This is a genomic window from Paenibacillus sp. P32E (assembly GCF_001909085.1).
Classification (GTDB): domain Bacteria; phylum Bacillota; class Bacilli; order Paenibacillales; family Paenibacillaceae; genus Paenibacillus_AQ; species Paenibacillus_AQ helianthi.
The window spans coordinates 215526-235573 of the sequence record NZ_LVYY01000035.1 but is presented as its reverse complement, the minus strand read 5'-3'; the positions used below and the strand labels follow the sequence as shown (position 1 = coordinate 235573).

Annotated in this window: 17 protein-coding genes; 12 read left to right on the top strand and 5 right to left on the bottom strand. The window is 53.3% G+C overall.

What is annotated here, in order from left to right; translation table 11 throughout:
- Positions 1 to 56: 56 nt before the first annotated feature.
- From A3848_RS23880 to A3848_RS23850, 7 genes are all read left to right on the top strand, one after another.
- Positions 57 to 1697 carry a formate--tetrahydrofolate ligase gene (locus A3848_RS23880; RefSeq protein WP_074087364.1) on the top strand — a complete coding sequence of 547 codons (1641 nt, stop codon included), beginning with the start codon at positions 57 to 59 and terminating at the stop codon, positions 1695 to 1697.
- A gap of 330 nt (positions 1698 to 2027) precedes the next feature.
- Positions 2028 to 3392, top strand: a complete 1365-nt coding sequence (locus A3848_RS23875) for an FAD-dependent oxidoreductase (protein WP_074087363.1) — start codon at positions 2028 to 2030, stop codon at positions 3390 to 3392.
- A 286-nt stretch (positions 3393 to 3678) separates the two neighbouring features.
- Positions 3679 to 4506 carry a formate/nitrite transporter family protein gene (locus tag A3848_RS23870; RefSeq protein WP_074087362.1) on the top strand — a complete coding sequence of 276 codons (828 nt, stop codon included), beginning with the start codon at positions 3679 to 3681 and terminating at the stop codon, positions 4504 to 4506.
- Positions 4507 to 4784: 278 nt separating this feature from the next.
- Entirely contained in the window at positions 4785 to 6881 is a 2097-nt protein-coding gene (locus A3848_RS23865) for a molybdopterin-containing oxidoreductase family protein (RefSeq protein WP_083612337.1), read from the top strand.
- A 129-nt stretch (positions 6882 to 7010) separates the two neighbouring features.
- Complete coding sequence (locus A3848_RS23860) at positions 7011 to 8222, top strand: MFS transporter (RefSeq protein ID WP_074087360.1); 1212 nt, start codon at positions 7011 to 7013, stop codon at positions 8220 to 8222.
- Positions 8223 to 8299: 77 nt separating this feature from the next.
- Positions 8300 to 8830, top strand: a complete 531-nt coding sequence (locus tag A3848_RS23855) for a GNAT family N-acetyltransferase (protein ID WP_074087359.1) — start codon at positions 8300 to 8302, stop codon at positions 8828 to 8830.
- Positions 8796 to 9455, top strand: coding sequence for an MOSC domain-containing protein (locus A3848_RS23850; protein ID WP_371916005.1), 660 nt, complete (start codon positions 8796 to 8798; stop codon positions 9453 to 9455). Before A3848_RS23855 ends, A3848_RS23850 begins: the two co-directional genes overlap by 35 nt.
- Before the next feature lie 334 nt (positions 9456 to 9789).
- On the opposite strand, the gene A3848_RS23845 is transcribed toward A3848_RS23850, so the two are convergent.
- Entirely contained in the window at positions 9790 to 10338 is a 549-nt protein-coding gene (locus A3848_RS23845; RefSeq protein WP_074087358.1) for a GNAT family N-acetyltransferase, read from the bottom strand.
- Between the two features lie 27 nt (positions 10339 to 10365).
- Entirely contained in the window at positions 10366 to 10611 is a 246-nt protein-coding gene (locus A3848_RS23840) for a DUF2164 domain-containing protein (RefSeq protein ID WP_074087357.1), read from the bottom strand.
- A 227-nt stretch (positions 10612 to 10838) separates the two neighbouring features.
- Between A3848_RS23840 and A3848_RS23835 the strand changes: the two genes are divergently transcribed.
- The gene (locus A3848_RS23835; RefSeq protein WP_074087356.1) at positions 10839 to 12539 is read left to right on the top strand and encodes a glutamine--tRNA ligase/YqeY domain fusion protein; all 1701 of its coding nucleotides are present in this window, start codon (positions 10839 to 10841) and stop codon (positions 12537 to 12539) included.
- A 381-nt stretch (positions 12540 to 12920) separates the two neighbouring features.
- Here the strand turns inward: A3848_RS23835 and A3848_RS23830 are convergent, their stop codons facing one another.
- On the bottom strand, positions 12921 to 14141 hold the full coding sequence (locus A3848_RS23830; protein WP_074087355.1) for an MFS transporter: 1221 nt from the start codon (positions 14139 to 14141) through the stop codon (positions 12921 to 12923).
- Between the two features lie 145 nt (positions 14142 to 14286).
- Here A3848_RS23830 and mobA point away from each other — a divergent pair, with 145 nt between their 5' ends.
- From mobA to A3848_RS23810, 4 genes are all read left to right on the top strand, one after another.
- Positions 14287 to 14919, top strand: a complete 633-nt coding sequence (gene mobA / locus A3848_RS23825; RefSeq protein ID WP_083612335.1) for a molybdenum cofactor guanylyltransferase — start codon at positions 14287 to 14289, stop codon at positions 14917 to 14919.
- Positions 14920 to 15024: 105 nt separating this feature from the next.
- A complete protein-coding gene (locus A3848_RS23820) occupies positions 15025 to 16890 on the top strand; it encodes an ABC transporter ATP-binding protein (RefSeq protein WP_074087354.1) in 1866 nt (621 codons plus the stop codon).
- Positions 16820 to 17497 carry a response regulator transcription factor gene (locus A3848_RS23815; protein WP_074087353.1) on the top strand — a complete coding sequence of 226 codons (678 nt, stop codon included), beginning with the start codon at positions 16820 to 16822 and terminating at the stop codon, positions 17495 to 17497. The genes A3848_RS23820 and A3848_RS23815 overlap by 71 nt, the downstream gene beginning before the upstream one ends.
- A complete protein-coding gene (locus A3848_RS23810; protein WP_074087352.1) occupies positions 17498 to 18562 on the top strand; it encodes a sensor histidine kinase in 1065 nt (354 codons plus the stop codon).
- Here the strand turns inward: A3848_RS23810 and A3848_RS23805 are convergent.
- Entirely contained in the window at positions 18555 to 19298 is a 744-nt protein-coding gene (locus A3848_RS23805) for an SDR family oxidoreductase (protein WP_074087351.1), read from the bottom strand. The genes A3848_RS23810 and A3848_RS23805 overlap by 8 nt on opposite strands.
- Positions 19299 to 19332: 34 nt before the next feature.
- Positions 19333 to 19938, bottom strand: a complete 606-nt coding sequence (locus A3848_RS23800) for a TetR/AcrR family transcriptional regulator (protein WP_074087350.1) — start codon at positions 19936 to 19938, stop codon at positions 19333 to 19335.
- Between the last annotated feature and the right edge of the window lie 110 nt (positions 19939 to 20048).

Below are 20048 nucleotides of genomic sequence, written 5' to 3'. Positions count from 1 at the left end.
TGGAATAAAGGGCAGAATGAAGCAGGATAATAACGGCAGGAGGGTTTTATAAGGGCATGAGATTAATTACAGAGGTGGCATCGGCAGCAGGAATTCATGAAGAGCATCTGGAACTGTACGGCAAATATAAAAGCAAGCTGTCGCCATCTCTATGGGACGAGCTTAAGCACAAGCAGGACGGAAAGCTGGTGCTGGTTACTGCAGTGAATCCGACCCCGGCAGGCGAAGGTAAAACGCTGACGACGATCGGACTCTCCCAGGCGCTGAATGCAGCGGGAATCAAGACAGTAGCTGCACTGCGTGAACCATCCCTTGGTCCATGTCTGGGCATGAAGGGTGGAGCAACAGGAGGGGGCAAGGCACAGATTGTTCCGGCAGACGAGATCAACCTGCATTTTACGGGCGATATACATGCGGTAACTTCGGCGCATAATCTGCTGTCGGCTATGATCGACAATCATATTTTCCAGGGCAATGTACTGGGACTTGACCCTCAGCGTATAGTCTGGAAGCGCGTAATGGATATGAATGACCGCAGCCTGCGCAGCATTGTGACCGGCCTCGGCGATGGCAACGGTACCGTGCGGGAGAGCGGATTCCAGATTACGACGGCCTCAGAGATTATGGCTGTACTGTGTCTATGCGATGATCTTACCGATCTCAAAAACCGGCTCAGCCGCATGCTGGTCGGATATGACCAGTTGGGACAGCCGGTGACGGCAAAGCAAATCGGAGCAGTAGAAGCCATGGCTGCGCTGCTGAAGGAAGCCGTGAAGCCTAATCTGGTGCAGACTCTGGAGGGGACGCCTGTGATCGTGCACGGCGGACCGTTTGCCAATATCGCGCACGGCTGCAGCAGTGTAATCGGTACCCGTTATGCCTTGAAGCTGGGGGATGTGGTAGTGACGGAAGCGGGGTTCGGTGCGGATCTGGGCGCAGAGAAGTTCATGGATATTAAATGCCGCCAAGCCGGACTCACTCCCGCTGCAGCTGTGCTGGTAGTGACGGTGAAATCGCTGAAATACAATGGCGGTGTCCGTAAAGATGAGCTGTACACAACCAACCGGGCAGCATTGCTCTCCGGTATTGCCAACATGAAGCGTCACATTGAGAATTTGGGCAAATTCGGCGTTCCAGTGCTTGTAGCGCTTAATCACTTCGAGGGCGACGCCCCTTCGGAGATTAACGATGTCCTGGAGGCTTGCCGCCGTCTGGGTGTGCCGGCAGCCATCTCCAAAGTATGGGCGGAAGGCAGCGCCGGGGGGCTTGAACTCGCCCTGGAGCTGAAGAAGCTCTTGGAACAGGGAGAAGGTAAGCCCTCGGCTTTCGCTCCTTTGTATGAGGACAATTTGGACATTCCGGCCAAAATCAATACAATCGTTACCGAAATCTACCACGGTGCGGAAGTGTCCTTCTCGCCGGCAGCGAAGCGCAGCCTGAACATCATTGAGAAGCTTGGCCTTCAGCAGCTTCAGGTTTGTATGGCGAAGACTCCGTACTCATTCTCTGACCAGCCTAGACTGCTGGGAGCACCCGAAGGCTTCACCATGGGTGTCCGCGATATTACGCTGTCGCTTGGAGCGGGTTTTGCGGTGGTCATCACCGGCAATATGGTCACTATGCCCGGACTTCCGGCCAAACCGGCGGCAGAGGGTATACAGGTAGACGAGGATGGCGTTATTAACGGCCTGGAATAAATCAAAGTCATCTTGATTCAAGACTTCAGCCCCCATATCTCTGCGACTTAAGCAGAAGTATGGGGGCTTTGCTGCGCGGTTTGCCGGCTTGAGGGTTCCCTGCTCCTTCCTCTCCCCTCCAGACATAATGTGCTCGCCCGGGGAGAAACTAATGCAGACGCACCGGAAATACGGGGACGATATATCTGCATCAAATGTGAACAATGTGAGAAAAATCACAAAAAAGGCTTGTAATGTGAGAAAAATCACAATATAATCAACGCATAAAGTGAAATTAATCACATACAAACACAAATAAATGAAATGCCCAATTTGGAGGAGGAACAAACCATGAAAGTAGCAGTCGTAGGATGTACCCATGCCGGAACCGCAGCAATCGTCAATACCGCCCAGCTTTACCCGGATGCCGAGATTACCGTGTATGAACGCAATGATAATATTTCTTTCCTGTCATGCGGGATCGCGCTTTATGTGGGTGGAGTCATTAAAGACCCGCAAGGTCTGTTCTACTCATCGCCGGAGAAGCTTGCGGAGCTAGGCGTCAAGACGAACATGCGTCACGAAGTTATCGGGATTGATACCGACCGCAAAACACTGCGTGCCCGCAATCTGGCGACAGGCCAGGAATTCGATGACTCCTATGACAAGCTGATCATGACTACCGGCTCATGGCCGATTGTTCCCAAGCTGGAGGGCATGGAGCTTGACGGTATTCTCCTCTCCAAGAACTACAATCATTCCAACACCATCATCGAAAGAGCGCAGCAGGTGGACAGAATCACTGTTGTCGGTGCCGGGTATATCGGAGTCGAGCTGGTGGAGGCTTTTCAAATGAATGGCAAACAGGTTACGCTAATTGACGGCGAGGACCGTATCCTGAGCAAATATCTGGATGAAGAATTCACGACTCCTATTCAAAAATCGCTGGAGGATCACGGAATCACTCTGGCACTTGGCGAGAAGGTTAGCTCGTTTGTTGGCGAGAACGGCAAAGTGACCAAGGTAATCACTAGCAAAGGCGAGCATGAGACCGACCTGGTTATCCTCTGTATCGGATTCCGTCCGAATACCGAACTGCTGAAGGGTAAGGTGGATATGCTGCCTAACGGCGCGATTATCGTCAATGACTATATGCAGACCAGCCTTCCGGACATCTATGCCGCCGGTGACAGCTGTGCAATTCATTATAATCCAACCGGCAAACATGCTTACATTCCGCTGGCCACCAACGCTGTACGCATGGGAACACTGGTAGCCCGCAACCTGGTATCGCAGACGATCCCATACATGGGTACACAGGGAACTTCGGGAATAAAGATTTATGAAGATAATATTGCCGGAACCGGGCTGACAGAGGATGCCGCTATTGCAGAAGGAATGGATATCGAGAGTGTTCTGCTGACCGACAACTATCGTCCCGAGTTTATGCCAACCTTTGAGCAGGTTCAGCTAAAAGTGGTCTATGACCGCTCGACCCGCCGCATTCTCGGCGCACAGATCATGTCCAAGATGGATCTGACACAGTCGATCAATACCGTGTCAGTGTGCATTCAGAATAAAATGACTGTAGACCAGCTGGCCTTCATTGATTTCTTCTTCCAGCCGCACTACAACAAGCCTTGGAATTTCTTGAATACAGCGGGACTTCAAGCCCTGCCTGCAACAGTTGCCCGTAAAGAAACCGTAACTGTCTAAACCTAAGGCTGCCCCCGTTAGCCGGAGCCGATTTTGCGGCTCCGGCTTTTTGTTGTGCTCTGGCATTTTGGGGTAACGGAAGTTGACTCCCGCAGAAAATGGGGAATTCGTCTCTTCTGAGATAAAAAATATTCCGCAGCGGATGCTTTTGTGGTAAATTTGACATGTCAGTGAAAACTTTCACTTAGTTTTTACAAGAGTGATATTTATCACGTAAATGTGTTAGTTGACACGCTACAATGGCATAAAGGAACAAATTTTAAGTAATTCGAAGGGGATAGGAATCATGGCTTATAACAAACCGCAGGGGATTGCCGAAGTCACGGTAGAGAACGGAATTAAGAAGGCGCATAATTCACTCAGTACCGTACTTATTCTTGGCTTCTTGGGGGGAGCGTTCATCGCGCTCGGATTTTTGCTGGACATTCGCGTTATCGCAGGCGCACCGAAGGAATGGGGCTCTATCGCTAACTTTATCGGCGCTTCCGTGTTCCCGGTAGGTCTGATCCTGGTGCTGCTGGCCGGAGGGGAACTGCTGACCGGTAATATGATGGCTGTGCCGCTGGCTTTTATGGCGAAGAAGATTTCGCTATGGGAAATGTTCAAGAATCTGGTGCTGATTACAATCAGTAATTTCGCCGGCGCCTTGTTCGTCGCTTATTTCTTCGGCCACGTTGTTGGCCTCACTGCAGATGGCGTGTATCTGGATAAACTGGTGGATATGGCCGGACACAAGATTGATGCTACCTTCCTGCAGGCCTTTGTTTCCGGTATCGGTTGTAACTGGCTCGTTGCCCTGGCGGTATGGCTCTCTTACGGAGCGGATAATTTCAGTGGTAAAATCCTCGGGATCTGGTTTCCGACCATGGCGTTTGTAGCTATCGGCTTCCAGCACGTTGTAGCTAACATGTTCCTTATCCCTGCTGCTATTTTTGAAGGTCACTTTACCTGGTCGCAGTATTTCGGCAATTTCGCTCCGGTCTGGCTGGGCAACCTGACAGGCGGCGCCATCTTCGTCGCTTTTGCATACTGGATGGCTTACCTGCGCAAAGCGCCAGCGGCTATTCAATCGGTGGAAGGTATTTCTGCTGCCGGTGTAAAAAAACACGCATAAAATACTAACGGTCCGCATGGGCTGGATGGTTATACAGACACTCCCTGATATCTATTAGGGAGTGTCTTTTTGTATCTCAGACAACACAAAATTCGCCGTGCATATCCGACTCGGGGGAACGAAATCGGGCTCACGGCGAATTCATAGGGAGTGTTTCATATGCTCTATTACCCTGACATAGTTGGAACGAATCAGTTTGTTTTCGCCTATTTTCTTTACGTAGAACAGGTGCAGTTATAGAATATACATATTCAAGTGACAAGGGGGGACTAACGCCCATGAGTTACAGCGGAGATGGGGTTTTTCCGGCGGTATGTCCGCTGGATTGCCCTGACACATGCGGACTTCTAGTGCATAAGCAGGACGGCAAAATCATTAAGGTGGAAGGCAACCCCGAGCATCCGGTGACCAAAGGGGCGATCTGCAACAAGGTACGGCATATGGCGGAACGGGTGCATCACCCCGAACGTCTGTTGCAGCCTCTGCGTCGTACAGGGCCGAAAGGGAGTGGTTCTTTCAAGCCGATCAGCTGGGAGGAGGCCATCGGTGAAATCGCCAGCCGTTTCAAGGAACTGTCCGGTACCTATGGGCCGGAAAGCATTCTCCCTTACAGCTTCTATGGCAATATGGGGGTGCTTAGTGTGGACGGGATGGACCGGCGGTTTTTTAATGCGCTCGGTGCAAGTCGTCTGGAGCAGGGCATTTGCAGTGCGGCAGGCACTGCTGGCTGGAAATATACGATGGGATTCAATGGCGGGACAAGTCCCGAGGATACGGTCAATGCCGATCTGATCATTGTCTGGGGCGGCAACATTGTCAGCACGAACATGCATCAGGTCATCTATGCCGAACAGGCCCGTAAACGGGGGGCGAAGGTGGTCGTGATCGATGTGCACCGCAACCGTACGGCACAGTGGGCAGACTGGTTCCTGCCGCTCTATCCCGGCACGGATACAGCCCTCGCGCTAGGGATGATGCATATCTTGTTCAGGGATGGCATGACGGATGAAGCATTTATGGAGCGTTATACAACGGGGCACACGGAGCTGCGCGAGCATGTGCTTGCATATCCGCCAGAACGGGTCGCAGAGATTACTGGCATTGCGGCGGCAGATATCGAGAAGCTGGCCAAGCTGTATGGCGAAGCCAAGGTATCACATATCCACATCGGCAATGGCCTGCAGCACCACGATAATGGGGGCATGAATGTGCGCACGATTGCTTGTCTTCCGGCACTTACAGGTGCTTGGCGGAAGACCGGAGGCGGAGCGATCAAGTCAAATGGAGGCTACACCGCAACGAAAGCCCGCGCACTAACGCGTCCTGATCTGCGGTCAAACCGCGGGACACGCACGATCAACATGAACCGGATCGGTGAAGCGCTGGAGATGAAAGAGCAGCCGGTGATGGGCATGTTCGTCTACTGCTGCAATCCAGTAGTGGTGGCGCCTGATGCGGAGCGTGTGCGCAAGGGATTTGCCCGCGAGGATTTGTTCACAGTAGTACATGATCTGTTTATGACCGACACGGCGCTCTATGCCGATATCCTATTGCCTGCAACCTCCACGTTTGAGAATGTGGATCTGTACGGTTCGTATTGGCATCACTATATGCAGCTTCAGGAGCCTGTGCTGGATGCGCCGGGCGAATGCAAAAGCAATATGGAGGTCTTCTCGCTGCTTGGCCGGGCGATGGGCTTTGATGCAGCAGCTTTCAGCGATTCCGAATATGATATGATCCGTCAGGCGCTGGATTATCCGCACAATCCCTATATGAAAGGGGTCACGCTGGAGCGGCTGGTGGCTGAACGGTTCGTGAAACTGGATATGTCGCCGCAGGCGGATTATTTGGAACACCTGCCGACACCGTCCGGCAGAATCGAGCTGTATTCCAAGGCCATGGAGCTGGCCGGGCTGCCTCCGCTGCCAACATACACGCCGCTCAAGGAAGGCTATGACGGTCAGCGGCTGCCGCAGCCGGGGGCGGCTTATCCCCTGATGTTCGTGTCGCCGCCGAATCATAATTTCCTGAACTCCACCTTCTCCAATGTGGAGAAGCACCAGCGCATGGAGAAGCGTCCAACGCTGCAGATTCATCCCGTAGATGCAGCGGCAAGAGGTATAGCCGACGGTGACGAACTGACTGTGTACAACGGCAGAGGCGCTATCGAGCTGTGGGCCATGGTAACGGACAAGATGCTTCCGGGCACCGTGATCAGCCAGGGGCTGTGGTGGGAAGGCAAGGGACGCAGACAGAGGGTGAACGTGCTGACACCGGACCGGCTGAGCGATATGGGCAACGGGGCCACTTTTTTCTCAGCAACGGTAGAAGTGAAGCGAAGTGGAGAAGCGCAGCCTGCAGGAGAATCTGTTTAATTTGAATGGAATATATTATGCTTAGGTGACGCGCCAATGCGTCAGTTCATGCGCTTGCTCTTGACCCTGTTTTGGGATGATACTGGATGGATTAATGACACATAGGTAACAGGGGATGAAAGACAAAATATGAGGTTTTTGCAAGGATATCCTAAAGAAGTCAAAGTATTTCTCATTGCCAGCTTGATCAACGCAACCGGCAGCGCGCTCATGTGGCCGCTTGTGACCATGTATGTATACGATGAGCTCGGCCGCAGTATGAAGGATGCCGGTATCGTACTGCTTGTTCAGGCACTCGGCGGGATTGCCGGCCAGCTGCTGGGTGGCTCGCTCTATCATAAGGTCGGCGTTAACCGCCTGATTGTAGGAGCTCTTGCCTTGACTGCCTTGTCCCTGTTCTCCATTCCTGCGGCAAGCAACAACTGGCATTTATTCATCGTCTTGATGGGATTATTCGGATTGTTCAACTCGCTGTCTCTGCCGGCAATCCAGGCATTTGTCGGATTCCGCTTTGCCGAGCAGCGCGCGGAGCTGTTTAACATTATCTATGTTTGCAATAATATAGGGGTAGCCATCGGAACGTCACTTAGCGGCTTTCTGGGCAACTATATGCTTAGTTTTGTGCTGAACGGAGTGACCTCGGCGGTGTTTGCCGTATTTTTCTTTTTTTATTTGCGCAAGGTGGGAACAGCATCACCGGATGAGCAGCACCTGAGAAAACAACCTCAGCATGAACAATCCGGCTGGAGGCTTATGGGCCACACGCGGATTTACCTGTTCATGGCTATTGGCTCGATGTTTCTGCTGATCGGGAATTCAATCTGGAATGCCGGCGTATCCCCGTTTATTATTTCGGAAGGCTGGCCGAAGCAGATGTACGGCTTCCTGTGGACGCTGAACGGTATTCTGATCTTCGCTGCCCAGCCGCTGGTCAGCCTGATCAAACGCTGGTTCGCGGCAACCTCAACGGCGCAAATGACAGCAAGTGCCGTGTTCTATCTGGCCGGCTATGCGATGATCCTGCTTATGCCAAGCTATCCGGGACTGCTGCTGGCAATGGTGCTGGCTACACTCGGAGAGATGCTGATCTCCCCCGCAATGCCTTCGTTCATCTCAGATCATTCCGGCCACAGTGCTCCATTCTACCTGGGACTTAGTGGTGGAATCGGCGCGGTTGGCAGGGTGATCGGGCCTTATCTGCTGGGCGTCCAGTTTGATAGCGGAGGGCTTGCGCCGACGGGGTGGCTGGCCTGCGGGATGGCTGTGCTGTCGGTAGGGTTCTTTGGGTTCCATGCATACATCAACCGGATGTCCCGTACACTGGAACGGGATGCGGCATAAATCTGCAAGTGGGAATCCTTAATTGAACACGGTGGCCCGTTTCGGGTGACTAGAGTAAGGCAAGGGGTGTAAAAGCGATGCAACAACTGAACAGGGATGCCTTTACAATCCGGCCATCGGAAATCAAGGATGCCCGGGAGCTGATTGTTCTTGATAATATGATCTGGACCGAGGATACAACACCCGGACCGTTAATGTGGCGCTCGCGCGAGGATTATCTGATGCATGCCCCTCCCGGCTCGCAGCTGGTGGCTCTGCAGGATGGGGAACTGTGCGGCTATGTCGGCTTTGGCTGTCCCAGTGGTATGGAGAGCAACCGCCATGTATGTGAGGTCAATATCGCCGTTCATCCCCGTTTTCAGAGACAGGGGATCGGGCGCCAGCTGATCCAGGCGATCAAAAGCCATGCGGCAGAGAATGGAATTCGCAAATTGCGGCTGCGTGTGCTGTCCTGCAACGAACCTGCGCTTGCATTTTACCGCAAATGCGGGTTTGTGGAGGAAGGCCGTCTGTATGAGGAGTTCTATCTCAGCGGACGTTATGTAGATGAGGTCTTTATGAGTTGCAAGCTGATTGGAGGGAATACGAATGGAAGTCATCTCGCTTAATGTAGGCAAGCCCAAGACTGTGGATTACCGGGGGAAGCCGCTGGAAACCGGCATTTACAAACTGCCGGCAGCCGGTAGGATGCAGCTTCATTCGGAAGGGTTCGACGGAGATGGACAAGCGGATCGTGTGAACCACGGCGGTCCCGACAAGGCAGTGTGCGTGTATCCCTTTGAGCATTATGCTTATTGGGAGGAGTGGCTGGGCAAGAAGCTGGAGTATTCTGCGTTCGGCGAAAATATCACTGCCAGCGGCCTGCTGGAGACGGAAGTCTGCATCGGCGATGTGTATGAGATGGGTTCGGCTCTGCTGCAGGTTAGCCAGCCGCGTTTTCCGTGCTATAAGCTGGCGCAAAAACACGGACCCGCCGATATGCCGGCCCAGGTGTTAAAAACCGGATACAGCGGTTTCTACTTCCGTGTGCTGCGTGAGGGTCAGGTGGCCGCTGGCGACCCAATCATCAAACGGGAAAGCGGCGAGGGCAGCTTTCCCGTCAAGCAAGTGCTCTATCTCATGGAGCACGGACGCAAGGTCAAGACTGGCTTGGCAGAGCTTGCCCGGCTGGAGACCCTGTCTGCTGTGACGCGGGCGAAGTTCCAGGGCTGGCTGGATGCGGAGGAGAGCTAGAGCGTCTGCGCTGTTATAGCCGGAGCTTAAGACGAATGTCCGGCTTATCTTTGATATAATCATGCACGGCATACGCAAGGTTCCATCCATACGGTCTAACATTTGAAATGTGTCCAGGTAAAAATCAAACCCCCGGGGGAATAAGTCCTCCGGGGGCTTGGGCGCTGCACTCCGTTAGTTTCGAACCCAAGCATAGGCCGTTCATTCCAACGAGCTTGTACCTTCCGTACCGCATACTGTAGAAACAAACCTGCTTTTTCCGCATCGTATACAGTGCCAGCGCACCTATACTTTCCGTACTGCTTCCCGTCTTAGAAGCCTCTACTCCACCTTTTCACCCCAGCAGCTTCCACTCACTGCGCAGCAGGCCATAGACAGCGTGGTTCACATAGCCGGCCGGGAGCTTCTCCGCTTGGCGGATGACTCCCTCGAATATGAAGCTCAGCCGTTCAGGTATAGCCCGGCTTGCCCGGTTTCCGGTGGCACAGCGGATTTCGACGCGGTTCAGATCCATTTCGAGCAGTGCGTAATCCACGAGGACTCGGCAGGCGCTGGTCATGTAGCCTTTGCCTTCATAGCCTTCGCCGAGCCAGTAGCCGATGCCGACCGAGCGGTTATGCCAGTCAATCTCGTGGTATCCGATGATGCCGGCCAGCTCGCCCCGGACCCACAGTCCGGCAGAGAAACCGCCGTTCTCACTGGCCTGCTTTACGGAATTTTTGATGAATGTCTCCAGATGAGCCTGCTCCGTCACCCCATCAACCCAAGGCAGCCACTTTCTGAGGCGGGTGCGCGAGCGCTCCACCAGCGCGAACATGTGGCGTGCATGCTCAGGCATCAGCAGCTTCAGCGTAAGCTCTTCATCAATGACATAATTGAACATGAGGCTGCCCCCTCTGCGGCATAGAGATTAGCGTTTCTTCCATTCCAATGCGTAAATGTCATCTTCCAGCGATTGCATCCGCTCACCTACCAGTGTGCGGCAGTCGCCCAGTGCTCCGTTATATATCGCCGGGCCCAGCTCCTGCAGGAAGAATTCCAGCAGGCTGTCCGCCGCCAGATGACCGATAGTTTCGCCGCGCTCGGTCTCGAAGTAGGCCTGGATATTCCCGGTAATGATCTCCCGCTGTTCTTTGGGCAGCTTGATCGGCTTCATGAATGAGTCCCCCTCTATTAGATTTACAGATATATACCCATAATCCTCATGCTACCCCATAGCTGTGAAATAAGTCAAAGCACCCCGGGAAAACAGGCCTCTGAAGCTGGACCTCCCCGCCGTTTCTTCTTGACTTTTATTGAACATTCCCTGGTTAACGGGTATATTAGTAGGAAACATGTTCATACAAGGAAGTAGTAATATTACAGAATGAAAGGTTGATAACTGTGGAGAACCGTGGAACACCCTCCAATTTCATCAAGAATGTCATTACCGAAGATCTGAGCTCGGGAAAAGTGAAGGAAGTGGTCACCCGCTTCCCGCCGGAGCCGAACGGTTATTTACATATCGGGCATGCCAAAGCGATCTGGATTAATTTCACCCTGGCTGATGAATTCGGCGGCAAGACTCACCTGAGATTCGACGACACCAATCCGCTCAAAGAGGATACGGAATACGTGAACTCTATTCAGGAGGATGTGAAGTGGCTCGGCTATGAATGGGAAGAGCTGCGTTTTGCTTCGGATTACTTCGGGGACATGTACGAAAGAGCAGAGCTGCTGATTCAAAAAGGCAAAGCTTACGTGGACGACCTTACCGCTGAGCAAATCCGTGAGCATCGGGGTACGCTGACCGAGCCGGGAGTGAACAGCCCGTACCGGGAGCGCGGAATCGAAGAGAACCTGGATTTGTTCCGCCGCATGCGGGCAGGGGAATTCAAGGATGGCGAAAAGGTGCTGCGTGCCAAAATTGACATGTCCGCCCCTAACATCAACCTGCGCGACCCGGTCATTTACCGGATTTCTCATTCTCATCATCATAATACGGGCGATGCATGGTGCATCTATCCGATGTATACCTTTGCGCATCCGCTTGAGGATGCTATTGAGCATGTGACGCATTCGCTCTGCTCCCTGGAGTTCGAGGACCAGCGGCCATTCTACGACTGGGTGGTAGCCGAATGCGAAATGCCGGCTTCCCCGCATCAATATGAATTTGGGCGCCTTAATCTCGCCCAGACGGTCACGAGCAAGCGCAAGCTGAAGCTGCTGGTGGATGAAGGCCATGTTGACGGCTGGGACGATCCGCGCATGCCGACGATCTCCGGGCTCCGCCGCCGTGGCTATACACCGGAAGCAATCCGCAGCTTTGTGCATGAGACCGGGATTTCCAAGAGCCAGGGTCTGGTGGACCTGCAAATGCTGGAGCATTTTATCCGTGAGGATCTCAAGCTGACGGTTCCCCGGACCATGTCGGTGCTGCGGCCGCTGAAGGTGGTTATCACCAACTACCCGGAAGGCCAAACAGAATGGTTCGAAATTGAGAACAATGTGGAGAATGAGGCCATGGGCACCCGCCAAATTCCGTTCTCCCGTGAGATCTATATTGAGCGTGATGACTTCATGGAGAACCCGCCGAACAAGTATTTCCGTCTGTTCCCCGGCAATGAAGTGCGCCTGAAGAATGCTTATTTCATCAAATGTACGGATTTCATCAAGGATGAGAACGGCGAAGTAGTCGAGCTGCATTGTACGTACGACCCGGAAACCAAGAGCGGCAGCGGCTTCACCGGCCGGAAGGTAAAGGGAACGCTGCACTGGGTGGATGCCAGCCAAGCTGTACCGGCAGAATTTCGCCTCTATGAGCCGCTGATTTCCGCCGAGGAGGCGGATCAGGAGGCTGAAGTTGAAGGCATGGAGCCTTCCGCCGATAAGCCGGAACCCACCTTCCTGGATCAGTTGAATCCGAAATCTATCGAGATCCTCCATGGCTTTGTGGAGCCGGGGCTGAAGGACAGTGTAGCGCAGGACAAGTTCCAGTTCTTCCGTCATGGATACTTCAACGTGGACAGCAAATATTCGGCACCGGATCACCTGGTATTCAATCTTATCGTTTCCCTCAAAAGCTCGTTCCAACCTGCCAAATAAGGCTGTAACGTCTGAAATGCCACAAGGGGCTGCCCGGAGTCATGATAGGGCGGAAGCAGCCCCTTTGCTCTGGGGCGAAAGTGACGGAATCAAAGGTAGAAATACCTTTGATTGAGCCAAACAGGCGAAGTAGAGCGGAATCAAAGGCAGAAATACCTTTGAATGAGCCAAACAGGTGAAGTAGAGCGTAATCAAAGGTAGAAATACCTTTGAATGAGCCAAACAGGCGAAGTAGAGCGGAATCAAAGGTAGAAATACCTTTGAATGAGCAGGAGCAGCAGTTGACTAAAAATAAAAAGCAGCGATCTTCCAGCCAAGGGACTGGATGATCGCTGCTTTTCTGATTTTTACGGCCTGAGACTCAGGCTTCAACGTTTCAGTTCAAATATCGTCTAGTTCTTCGTCCGGATGCCCGCCGTGGGGATGATAGCCCCCGCGGCTGACAAGCAGCCACATCGCGCCGAATCCCAGGGTTCCGATCAGCGTCATAAAGACGCTGGATTGGTACATGCTCTGTGCGCCAAGATACTGGTATAGCCAGCCGCCGAGAACACCGCCCATAATCCCAGAGAGGCCGCTCCAGGTCAGGGTATACAGCGCTTGTCCTGAGGAACGGTAAGGCTTCGGAACCAGCAGCATGGTCAGCCGGGTGCCGACAAAGAAGAACCCCCCGAACGTAACGCAATGCAGGATTTGTATAAAAGCCACCTGCAGCGGTGTGGTCGAATCGGCCATTAGCCACCAACGCAGGACGAATAGGGCGCTGACCAGCGCCAGCCAGCCGAGCAGTACCGGTATGCTGCGTTTCAAGTAACGTTCGCACAACAGCAGAACAGCCACCTCCAGAATCGAGGAGAGGAACACGGCCAGACCGATCATGGTTTTGCTGCCCCCAAGCTCCGTGATATACAGGGACACGAAGGTGTTGTTCATCGTATTGGGGATCGAGACCAGAATCCCAAAGAAGATGAAGCTCAGAAAAAACGGATGATAAAAAATCTGGCCGAACCCCTTGAATGGCAGCGGCGCAATACCGATGGAATGGTCGAGTCTGGGCAGGACAATCAGAGAGATCATGGCTGCACAGAGCAGCGCCGCGAATAGGTAGGACAGCACGGACACCCCGCCCCAATCGATTACCGGTCCGGCAAGAATAGCCGTAAACGCCCAACCCAGCGATCCCCATAGCCGGAAAGAGCTGAAGCGGTGCCTTGTACCGTCAATGTAGCTCAGAATCATGGTGTTGCTCTCGGCAAACAGCGGACCCTGGAAAAAATAAAAGAACAGTATGGAAACATAGATCATTTCATATGTATTTGCCTGAAACACAACCTGGGATAATACCAGTGTCCCTGTCAGCATCAGCAGAACAATCCGGCGGATATTCTGGTACCGGTCTGTCCAAATGCCCCAGAAGGGATTGGCAATAATGGAGACAAGCGCCCCAACAGACATTAAACTCCCGATCTCCAGCTTGTTCATTCCCACTTCCTGCAGGTATAGTGGAAAGAAGCTGGTGAAGAGGACGACTGTCCCATATAAGAAGAAGTTGTACCACTTCAATGAGGTGAAGGAAAACTGCTTATCAAGGTTCTCCCGCAAAATTGGGCACTCCTTTCCTGCCAGATGCCTTTCATTCATTCACACAGCCTTGAAGGGGCTGCTTCTACCACTGTAACACTTGTTGAAAAGGGATACAAACCTGCGGTTAAATCATTGCCAAATCCATGGAATAGTGAGGATATATATGGAAATTACAGGAGTGATTTTGGCTGGAGGACGCTCCCGGCGGATGGGAGCCGACAAAGCGCTGCTTATGCTGGAGGGGAAGCCGCTGATCGCTTACAGCGCAGCCAGGTTATCCTCCATAACGGAACATGTAGTCATTGCTTGCGGTGAAGAAGAACGGAGGGCTTACCGCATGTTTCACCTGCCGTTGATCCCGGATATCTATCCGGGACTTGGACCGCTAGCCGGGCTGCATGCCGCACTTCAGGGATCGCATACAGAATGGGTAGCTGTACTGGCCTGTGACCTGCCTTTTGCTTCGGAAGGACTGTTCTTGCATATGCTGGAGATTGCGTATGGAGGGGGGGATATACAGGCCGTTGTTCCTGTAACCTCCGAAGGTCGAGTCCAGCCGCTGCTCGCGCTCTATAACCGGAGCATCCTCCCGATTCTGGAGAAATTCCTGTCGCGGCGGCAACTGCGGGTAATGGAGTTCCTGGATGTACTTGATGTTCATTATGTCCGGGACAGTGATTATGAGGAAGGCACCCGAACACATACGTTTTCCCTGATGAACATGAACACACCGGAGGACTATGCCGCCGCCCTCAAGCTGGCCCCGCTTCACCCGGATGATTCCTCTGTACAATAGTCAGCCGTTTAACTTCAGTTTACACGGCTAAGATAATGTGGTGATTAAGGCGGAAGAGACGGCAAACGACGTCATTGCATGAACCCGCTGGAAAGGGGAATTTCTATGAATAATAATCAGCCTGACAAGAAGCAGGGCACGTCCTTGAAGCCTTTTTTGAAGCTATTGCAGGGCACCAGGCCTTCCTATGGACTGCTTACTCTTGCTGTTGCGCTTAGCATGATATCGACTCTTGTGGGTCTTGTGATCCCCATGTTCACCAAGAACATGGTCGACGGGTTCTCGCTGGCATCCATCAGCAAGCTGCAGATTGCCGGTATTGCGGGGGCTTTTATTGCCCAGACTCTTGCTGGAGGAATCTCGATCTACTTGCTGAACTATGCCGGTCAGAAGACAGTGGCAGGCTTGCGGGACAGGTTGTGGCGTAAGTTTCTTGTGCTTCCGGTAGCGTACTACAATGACAATCGTACCGGAGAAAGTGTCAGCCGGATGACGAACGACACCGGGATCATCAAGACGCTGATTTCGGAGCATTTGGCGAGCCTGTTCACCGGAGTGATCTCCATCGTCGGCTCGATTGCTGTACTGCTCTATCTGAACTGGCAAATGACGCTGGTGCTGTTCACGGTACTCCCGCTGTCCGCACTGATTCTGGTTCCGCTGGGACGGCAGATGTACAAAATATCCAAGGGCACACAGGATGAAACAGCGTCCTTTACCGCTACACTCAGCGGCGTTTTGTCTGAAATCCGGCTGGTGAAATCCTCCGGCGCGGAGCAAAAAGAATATGAAGCAGGGCGTACCGGAATCATGAACCTGCTGTCCTTCGGTATCCGTGAGGGCAAAATCAGCGCCATGATCAGCCCGCTCGTCTCCTTCGTATTCATGATGCTGCTGGTAGTGATTATCGGCTACGGCGGAATGCAGGTGTCTTCAGGTGTCCTGACGGCAGGGGAGCTGGTCGCGTTCATCCTGTATTTAATTCAGATCGTGATGCCGCTGACCCAACTGACCCAGTTCTTCACCCAGATTCAAAAAGCCAAAGGCGCCTCCGAGCGGATCATTGAAACCCTGGCGGCCGATGAGGAAATTTACGAGGGTGTAGAGGAGGTTAAGGGGGCTGAAGAGCCTATCGTGATCGATGATTTAAGCTTTGGTTACAAAACAGGTGAACCGGTGCTCAGCGGAGTGAGCTTCTCCATGCTTCCGGGACAGGTGACGGCGATTGTCGGACCCAGCGGGGGCGGCAAAACCACTCTTTTCTCGCTGCTGGAACGGTTCTATGAACCGCAGAGCGGGGTGATCAAGCTGGGAGCGAATCCGGTGTCCACCTTCTCCCTTCGTTCCTGGCGCAAGCTGATCGGCTACGTGTCTCAAGAAAGCCCGCTGCTCTCCGGCACGATTGCCGACAACCTTGCTTATGGCCTGAACCGGGAGGTTGGCATGGATGAGCTGCGCCGTGCGGCGGCGATGGCCTATGCCGACGGCTTCATCAGCGAGCTGCCGCAGGGTTATGATACGGATGTCGGAGAACGCGGGGTGAAGCTGTCCGGAGGCCAGCGTCAGAGGATCGCCATTGCACGGGCGCTGCTGCGCGATCCCCGGATTCTGATGCTCGACGAAGCCACCTCCAGTCTCGACAGCCAGTCGGAAGCGGTGGTGCAAAAAGCTTTGTCTAACCTGATGAAGGGACGGACGACGATTGTCATTGCCCACCGGCTGGCGACTGTAGTGAATGCGGACCAGATTATTTTTATGGAAAAGGGCCGGATTACCGGCAGGGGAACACATGAGGAGCTGCTAAATGAGCATGAACTGTACCGGGAATTCGCTAACCAGCAGCTGCAGTTAAATACACCGGAGCTTCCGGGCGGCGGAGAAGGGGAGGGTTCAGCAGGATATGGCCAAAATTCTGGTAGTGGACGACGATCCGCACATCCGCGAATTGGTGGAAGTCTTTTTGAGGGCTGAAGGCATGGAAGAGGTCTACGGCGCTTCTGATGGAGTGGAGGCGCTGCAGGTCCTTGAGGATAACAGTGTGGATCTGGCGGTCATTGATGTCATGATGCCGAATATGGATGGCTGGGAGCTGTGCCGGCAGCTGCGGAGAAGCTATGAGTTTCCAATATTGATGCTGACGGCCATAGGGGAGACCTCCCAGATTGTCAAGGGCTTCGAGCTGGGGACCGACGATTATCTGGTCAAGCCGTTCGAGCCTCCCGTGCTGATTGCCCGGGTTAAAGCGCTGCTGAAACGGTACCAGATTTCTGCCGCGCAGAGCGTAACGGTAGGATATCTGCGCATGAACCGCAAAACGTTCGAGGTCATCACGGATCAGGGGAATATGACGCTGCCGCTTAAGGAATTTGAGCTGCTGTTCAAGCTGGCCAGCTATCCGGGGCAGACGCTGACGCGTGACCGGCTGATTGAAGAAATTTGGGGATATGACTTCGATGGGAACGAACGCACGCTGGATGTGCACGTGGGCCGCCTGCGAGATCGGTTCGCCCAGGAGGACTTTGGTTTTACCATCCGCACGGTTCGTGGTCTCGGCTACCGCCTGGAGGTGGATAAATAAATGAGCAGAAGCAGAGCAGGAGAGATTGTAAAAGCAGTCATGGGGATGATCATGGTCATCACAGGCTTCTATCTTTCCTGGAACGCCGGGTACTTCGGATTAAAGCTGCTCGAGAAGCATTATAAATGGTCTCTTACACCCTATAGGTTCCAATTGCTGACGATGGTGCTGCAGTTTCTCATTTTGTTCCTGCTGGCCGGCATCGCGGGGCTGATCGGACACCTGAGAGGAGGCGAACGAGCATTCTATATCCCGATTATTACGGCGATGCGGCAAATTTCCAAGGGGGACTTCAAGGTGGAGCTGGAGAACGACAGGCGCTATGGGCAATTCGGCAGTATTGTTGAAGGCATCAACGAAATGGCGAGTGAGCTGAACCGGATGGAAACCATGCGCCAGGATTTCATCTCGAATGTCTCCCATGAGATCCAGTCTCCGCTCACCTCCATCAGAGGCTTCGCCCGCGCGTTGAGGGATGAAGGGCTGAGTGCGGAGAGCAGGGCGCATTATCTTGATATCATTGAAGCCGAAGGCAGCCGCCTCTCCGGACTCAGTGACAACCTGCTGAAGCTGTCGGTCCTCGAAGCGGAGAGCTTTCCGTTCGAACGCAAGGCCTACCGGCTGGATAAGCAGCTGCAGGAGATGATTCTGGCCTGTGAGCCGCAGTGGCTGGGCAAGAATATTGATGTCGAGGCTGAACTGGAGGAGGTCACTGTAGAAGCGGTTAAGGATCTCTTGAGCCAGGTATGGACCAACCTGCTGCATAACAGCATCAAATTCACCCCGCAGGGCGGAATGATCACGGTCCGGCTGCAGACACTGGATAACCGGATAGAGATTGGGATTAGAGACACTGGCATCGGCATTGCCGAGGAGGAGCTGCCCCGCATTTATGAACGCTTCTATAAGGTGGACCAGGCCAGAAGCATCAGTGGGGGCGGAAGCGGATTAGGTTTGTCTCTGGTCAAAAAAATCGTGGAGCTTCACGACGGCATCATAACCATCACAAGCCGTCCCGGAGAGGGGACGGCTTGTGTAGTGGTCTTGCCGCTGAAGCTTAGATAAATCCGCCGTTCACACGGAGGGTCTGGCCGGTAATCCACCCGGACTGTGCTCCGGCGAGGAAGCTGACGACGCCGGCGATGTCGTCCGGCTGGCCCAGACGTCCGAAGGCATTCATCTTCTTCAGGCCCTCAAGCTGAGCTTCGGATTTGCCCTCCAGGAACAGGTCTGTGGCGACAGGACCGGGCGCAACCGCGTTGATAGTGATGCCTTTGCTGCCAAACTCCTTGGCCAGCTGGCGGGTGAACTGCTCCACGGCGCCTTTGGTTCCGGCATAGATGCTGTAGGCCGGGAACATCTGCCCGTTAACTGAAGTGGAGAAGTTGATGATCCGCCCGCCCTGTTCCAGGTGAAAGAAGGCCTGCTGACAAGAGAAGTAGGTTCCTTTGACATTAATGGCGAACTGCTTGTCGAACTGCTCTTCGGTAGCCTCCCCGACCAGGCTGTTGATCATAATTCCCGCGTTGTTGACCACAATATCGATTTGTCCGAACAATGCTTTCGTATCCTTGTACAGCTGCTCAATCTGTGCGGGCTTGCTGATATCGGCCTGAACCGCGGCGGCGGTTCCGCCTTTGGCTTGGATGCCCTGTACCACCTCATCCGCCTGTTTCGGGCTGCTTGAATAGTTGATAACAACCGAAGCCCCCTCTTCCGCTAATCTCTCCGCGACAGTACGCCCTATGCCTCTTGACGACCCGGTAACAATCGCAACCTTGCCTTGCAGGGACTGACTCATCATATATTCCTCCCAGAATGTGATATGGATTTACTTAATGAACTGAAGCGGTAAGGCCCTGTTCCAGAAGCAGCCATAGCTGATCGAAGTCCTGCCTGGAGCTTGCACTCCGCCATTCATAGGCATGAGCCGGATGGTGAAACCTGGATGTAGCATGAAAAATCGTGCGGGCGAGCATCCCCGTTTCGGCACTCTGTGCAATCCGGTTCTGCTGGACCCCTCTGTCAATAAGGATGCTCATCTGATCTATAATCCGCTGAATGTGCTGCTGGATCAGCTCAGCGGCTTCCATCGTAACATCCGTGTACATCTTGAACATTTCACTGTCCTGTTCGGCATAGTGACGCTTCAGCTCGATCAGCCGGGCGATATATATTCTTAACTGCGCTAGCGCATTCTCTGCCGGGGCATTCACAATCTGTTCCAGCGGGACAACGATCTGCTCTTCCAGCCAGCGTTCCGTAACGGCTTCCCTCAGTGCCGCTTTGCTGGGGAAATGGCGGTACAGGGTGCCGTGGCTGACACCAAGCAGCTTAGCTACATCGGTTACCGAGGTCTTGTCAGGCCCGAATCTTCGCAGCGTCTGTTCTGCGGCATCCATAATCTCCGTTTTACTCAAAAATGAGCCTGCCTTGTTCATGAGCTCACCCTCCTCTGATACACAGTATATCATTGATTTCATCAAATGACAAAAAATATTATTTGTCATTTGATGAATGATTTGAGATTACAAAAATGTTCAACAAATTT

Bases quoted from the DNA above. Each gene is read 5' to 3' on its own strand.
- mobA (WP_083612335.1), top strand. From the start codon at position 14,287: ATGGAAATTACAGGAGTGATTTTGGCTGGAGGACGCTCCCGGCGGATG.
- A3848_RS23880 (WP_074087364.1), top strand. From the start codon at position 57: ATGAGATTAATTACAGAGGTGGCATCGGCAGCAGGAATTCATGAAGAG.
- A3848_RS23860 (WP_074087360.1), top strand. From the start codon at position 7,011: ATGAGGTTTTTGCAAGGATATCCTAAAGAAGTCAAAGTATTTCTCATT.
- A3848_RS23805 (WP_074087351.1), bottom strand. From the start codon at position 19,298: ATGAGTCAGTCCCTGCAAGGCAAGGTTGCGATTGTTACCGGGTCGTCA.
- A3848_RS23820 (WP_074087354.1), top strand. From the start codon at position 15,025: ATGAATAATAATCAGCCTGACAAGAAGCAGGGCACGTCCTTGAAGCCT.
- A3848_RS23875 (WP_074087363.1), top strand. From the start codon at position 2,028: ATGAAAGTAGCAGTCGTAGGATGTACCCATGCCGGAACCGCAGCAATC.
- A3848_RS23870 (WP_074087362.1), top strand. From the start codon at position 3,679: ATGGCTTATAACAAACCGCAGGGGATTGCCGAAGTCACGGTAGAGAAC.
- A3848_RS23855 (WP_074087359.1), top strand. From the start codon at position 8,300: ATGCAACAACTGAACAGGGATGCCTTTACAATCCGGCCATCGGAAATC.
- A3848_RS23815 (WP_074087353.1), top strand. From the start codon at position 16,820: ATGGCCAAAATTCTGGTAGTGGACGACGATCCGCACATCCGCGAATTG.
- A3848_RS23800 (WP_074087350.1), bottom strand. From the start codon at position 19,938: ATGAACAAGGCAGGCTCATTTTTGAGTAAAACGGAGATTATGGATGCC.
- A3848_RS23865 (WP_083612337.1), top strand. From the start codon at position 4,785: ATGAGTTACAGCGGAGATGGGGTTTTTCCGGCGGTATGTCCGCTGGAT.
- A3848_RS23810 (WP_074087352.1), top strand. From the start codon at position 17,498: ATGAGCAGAAGCAGAGCAGGAGAGATTGTAAAAGCAGTCATGGGGATG.
- A3848_RS23840 (WP_074087357.1), bottom strand. From the start codon at position 10,611: ATGAAGCCGATCAAGCTGCCCAAAGAACAGCGGGAGATCATTACCGGG.
- A3848_RS23845 (WP_074087358.1), bottom strand. From the start codon at position 10,338: ATGTTCAATTATGTCATTGATGAAGAGCTTACGCTGAAGCTGCTGATG.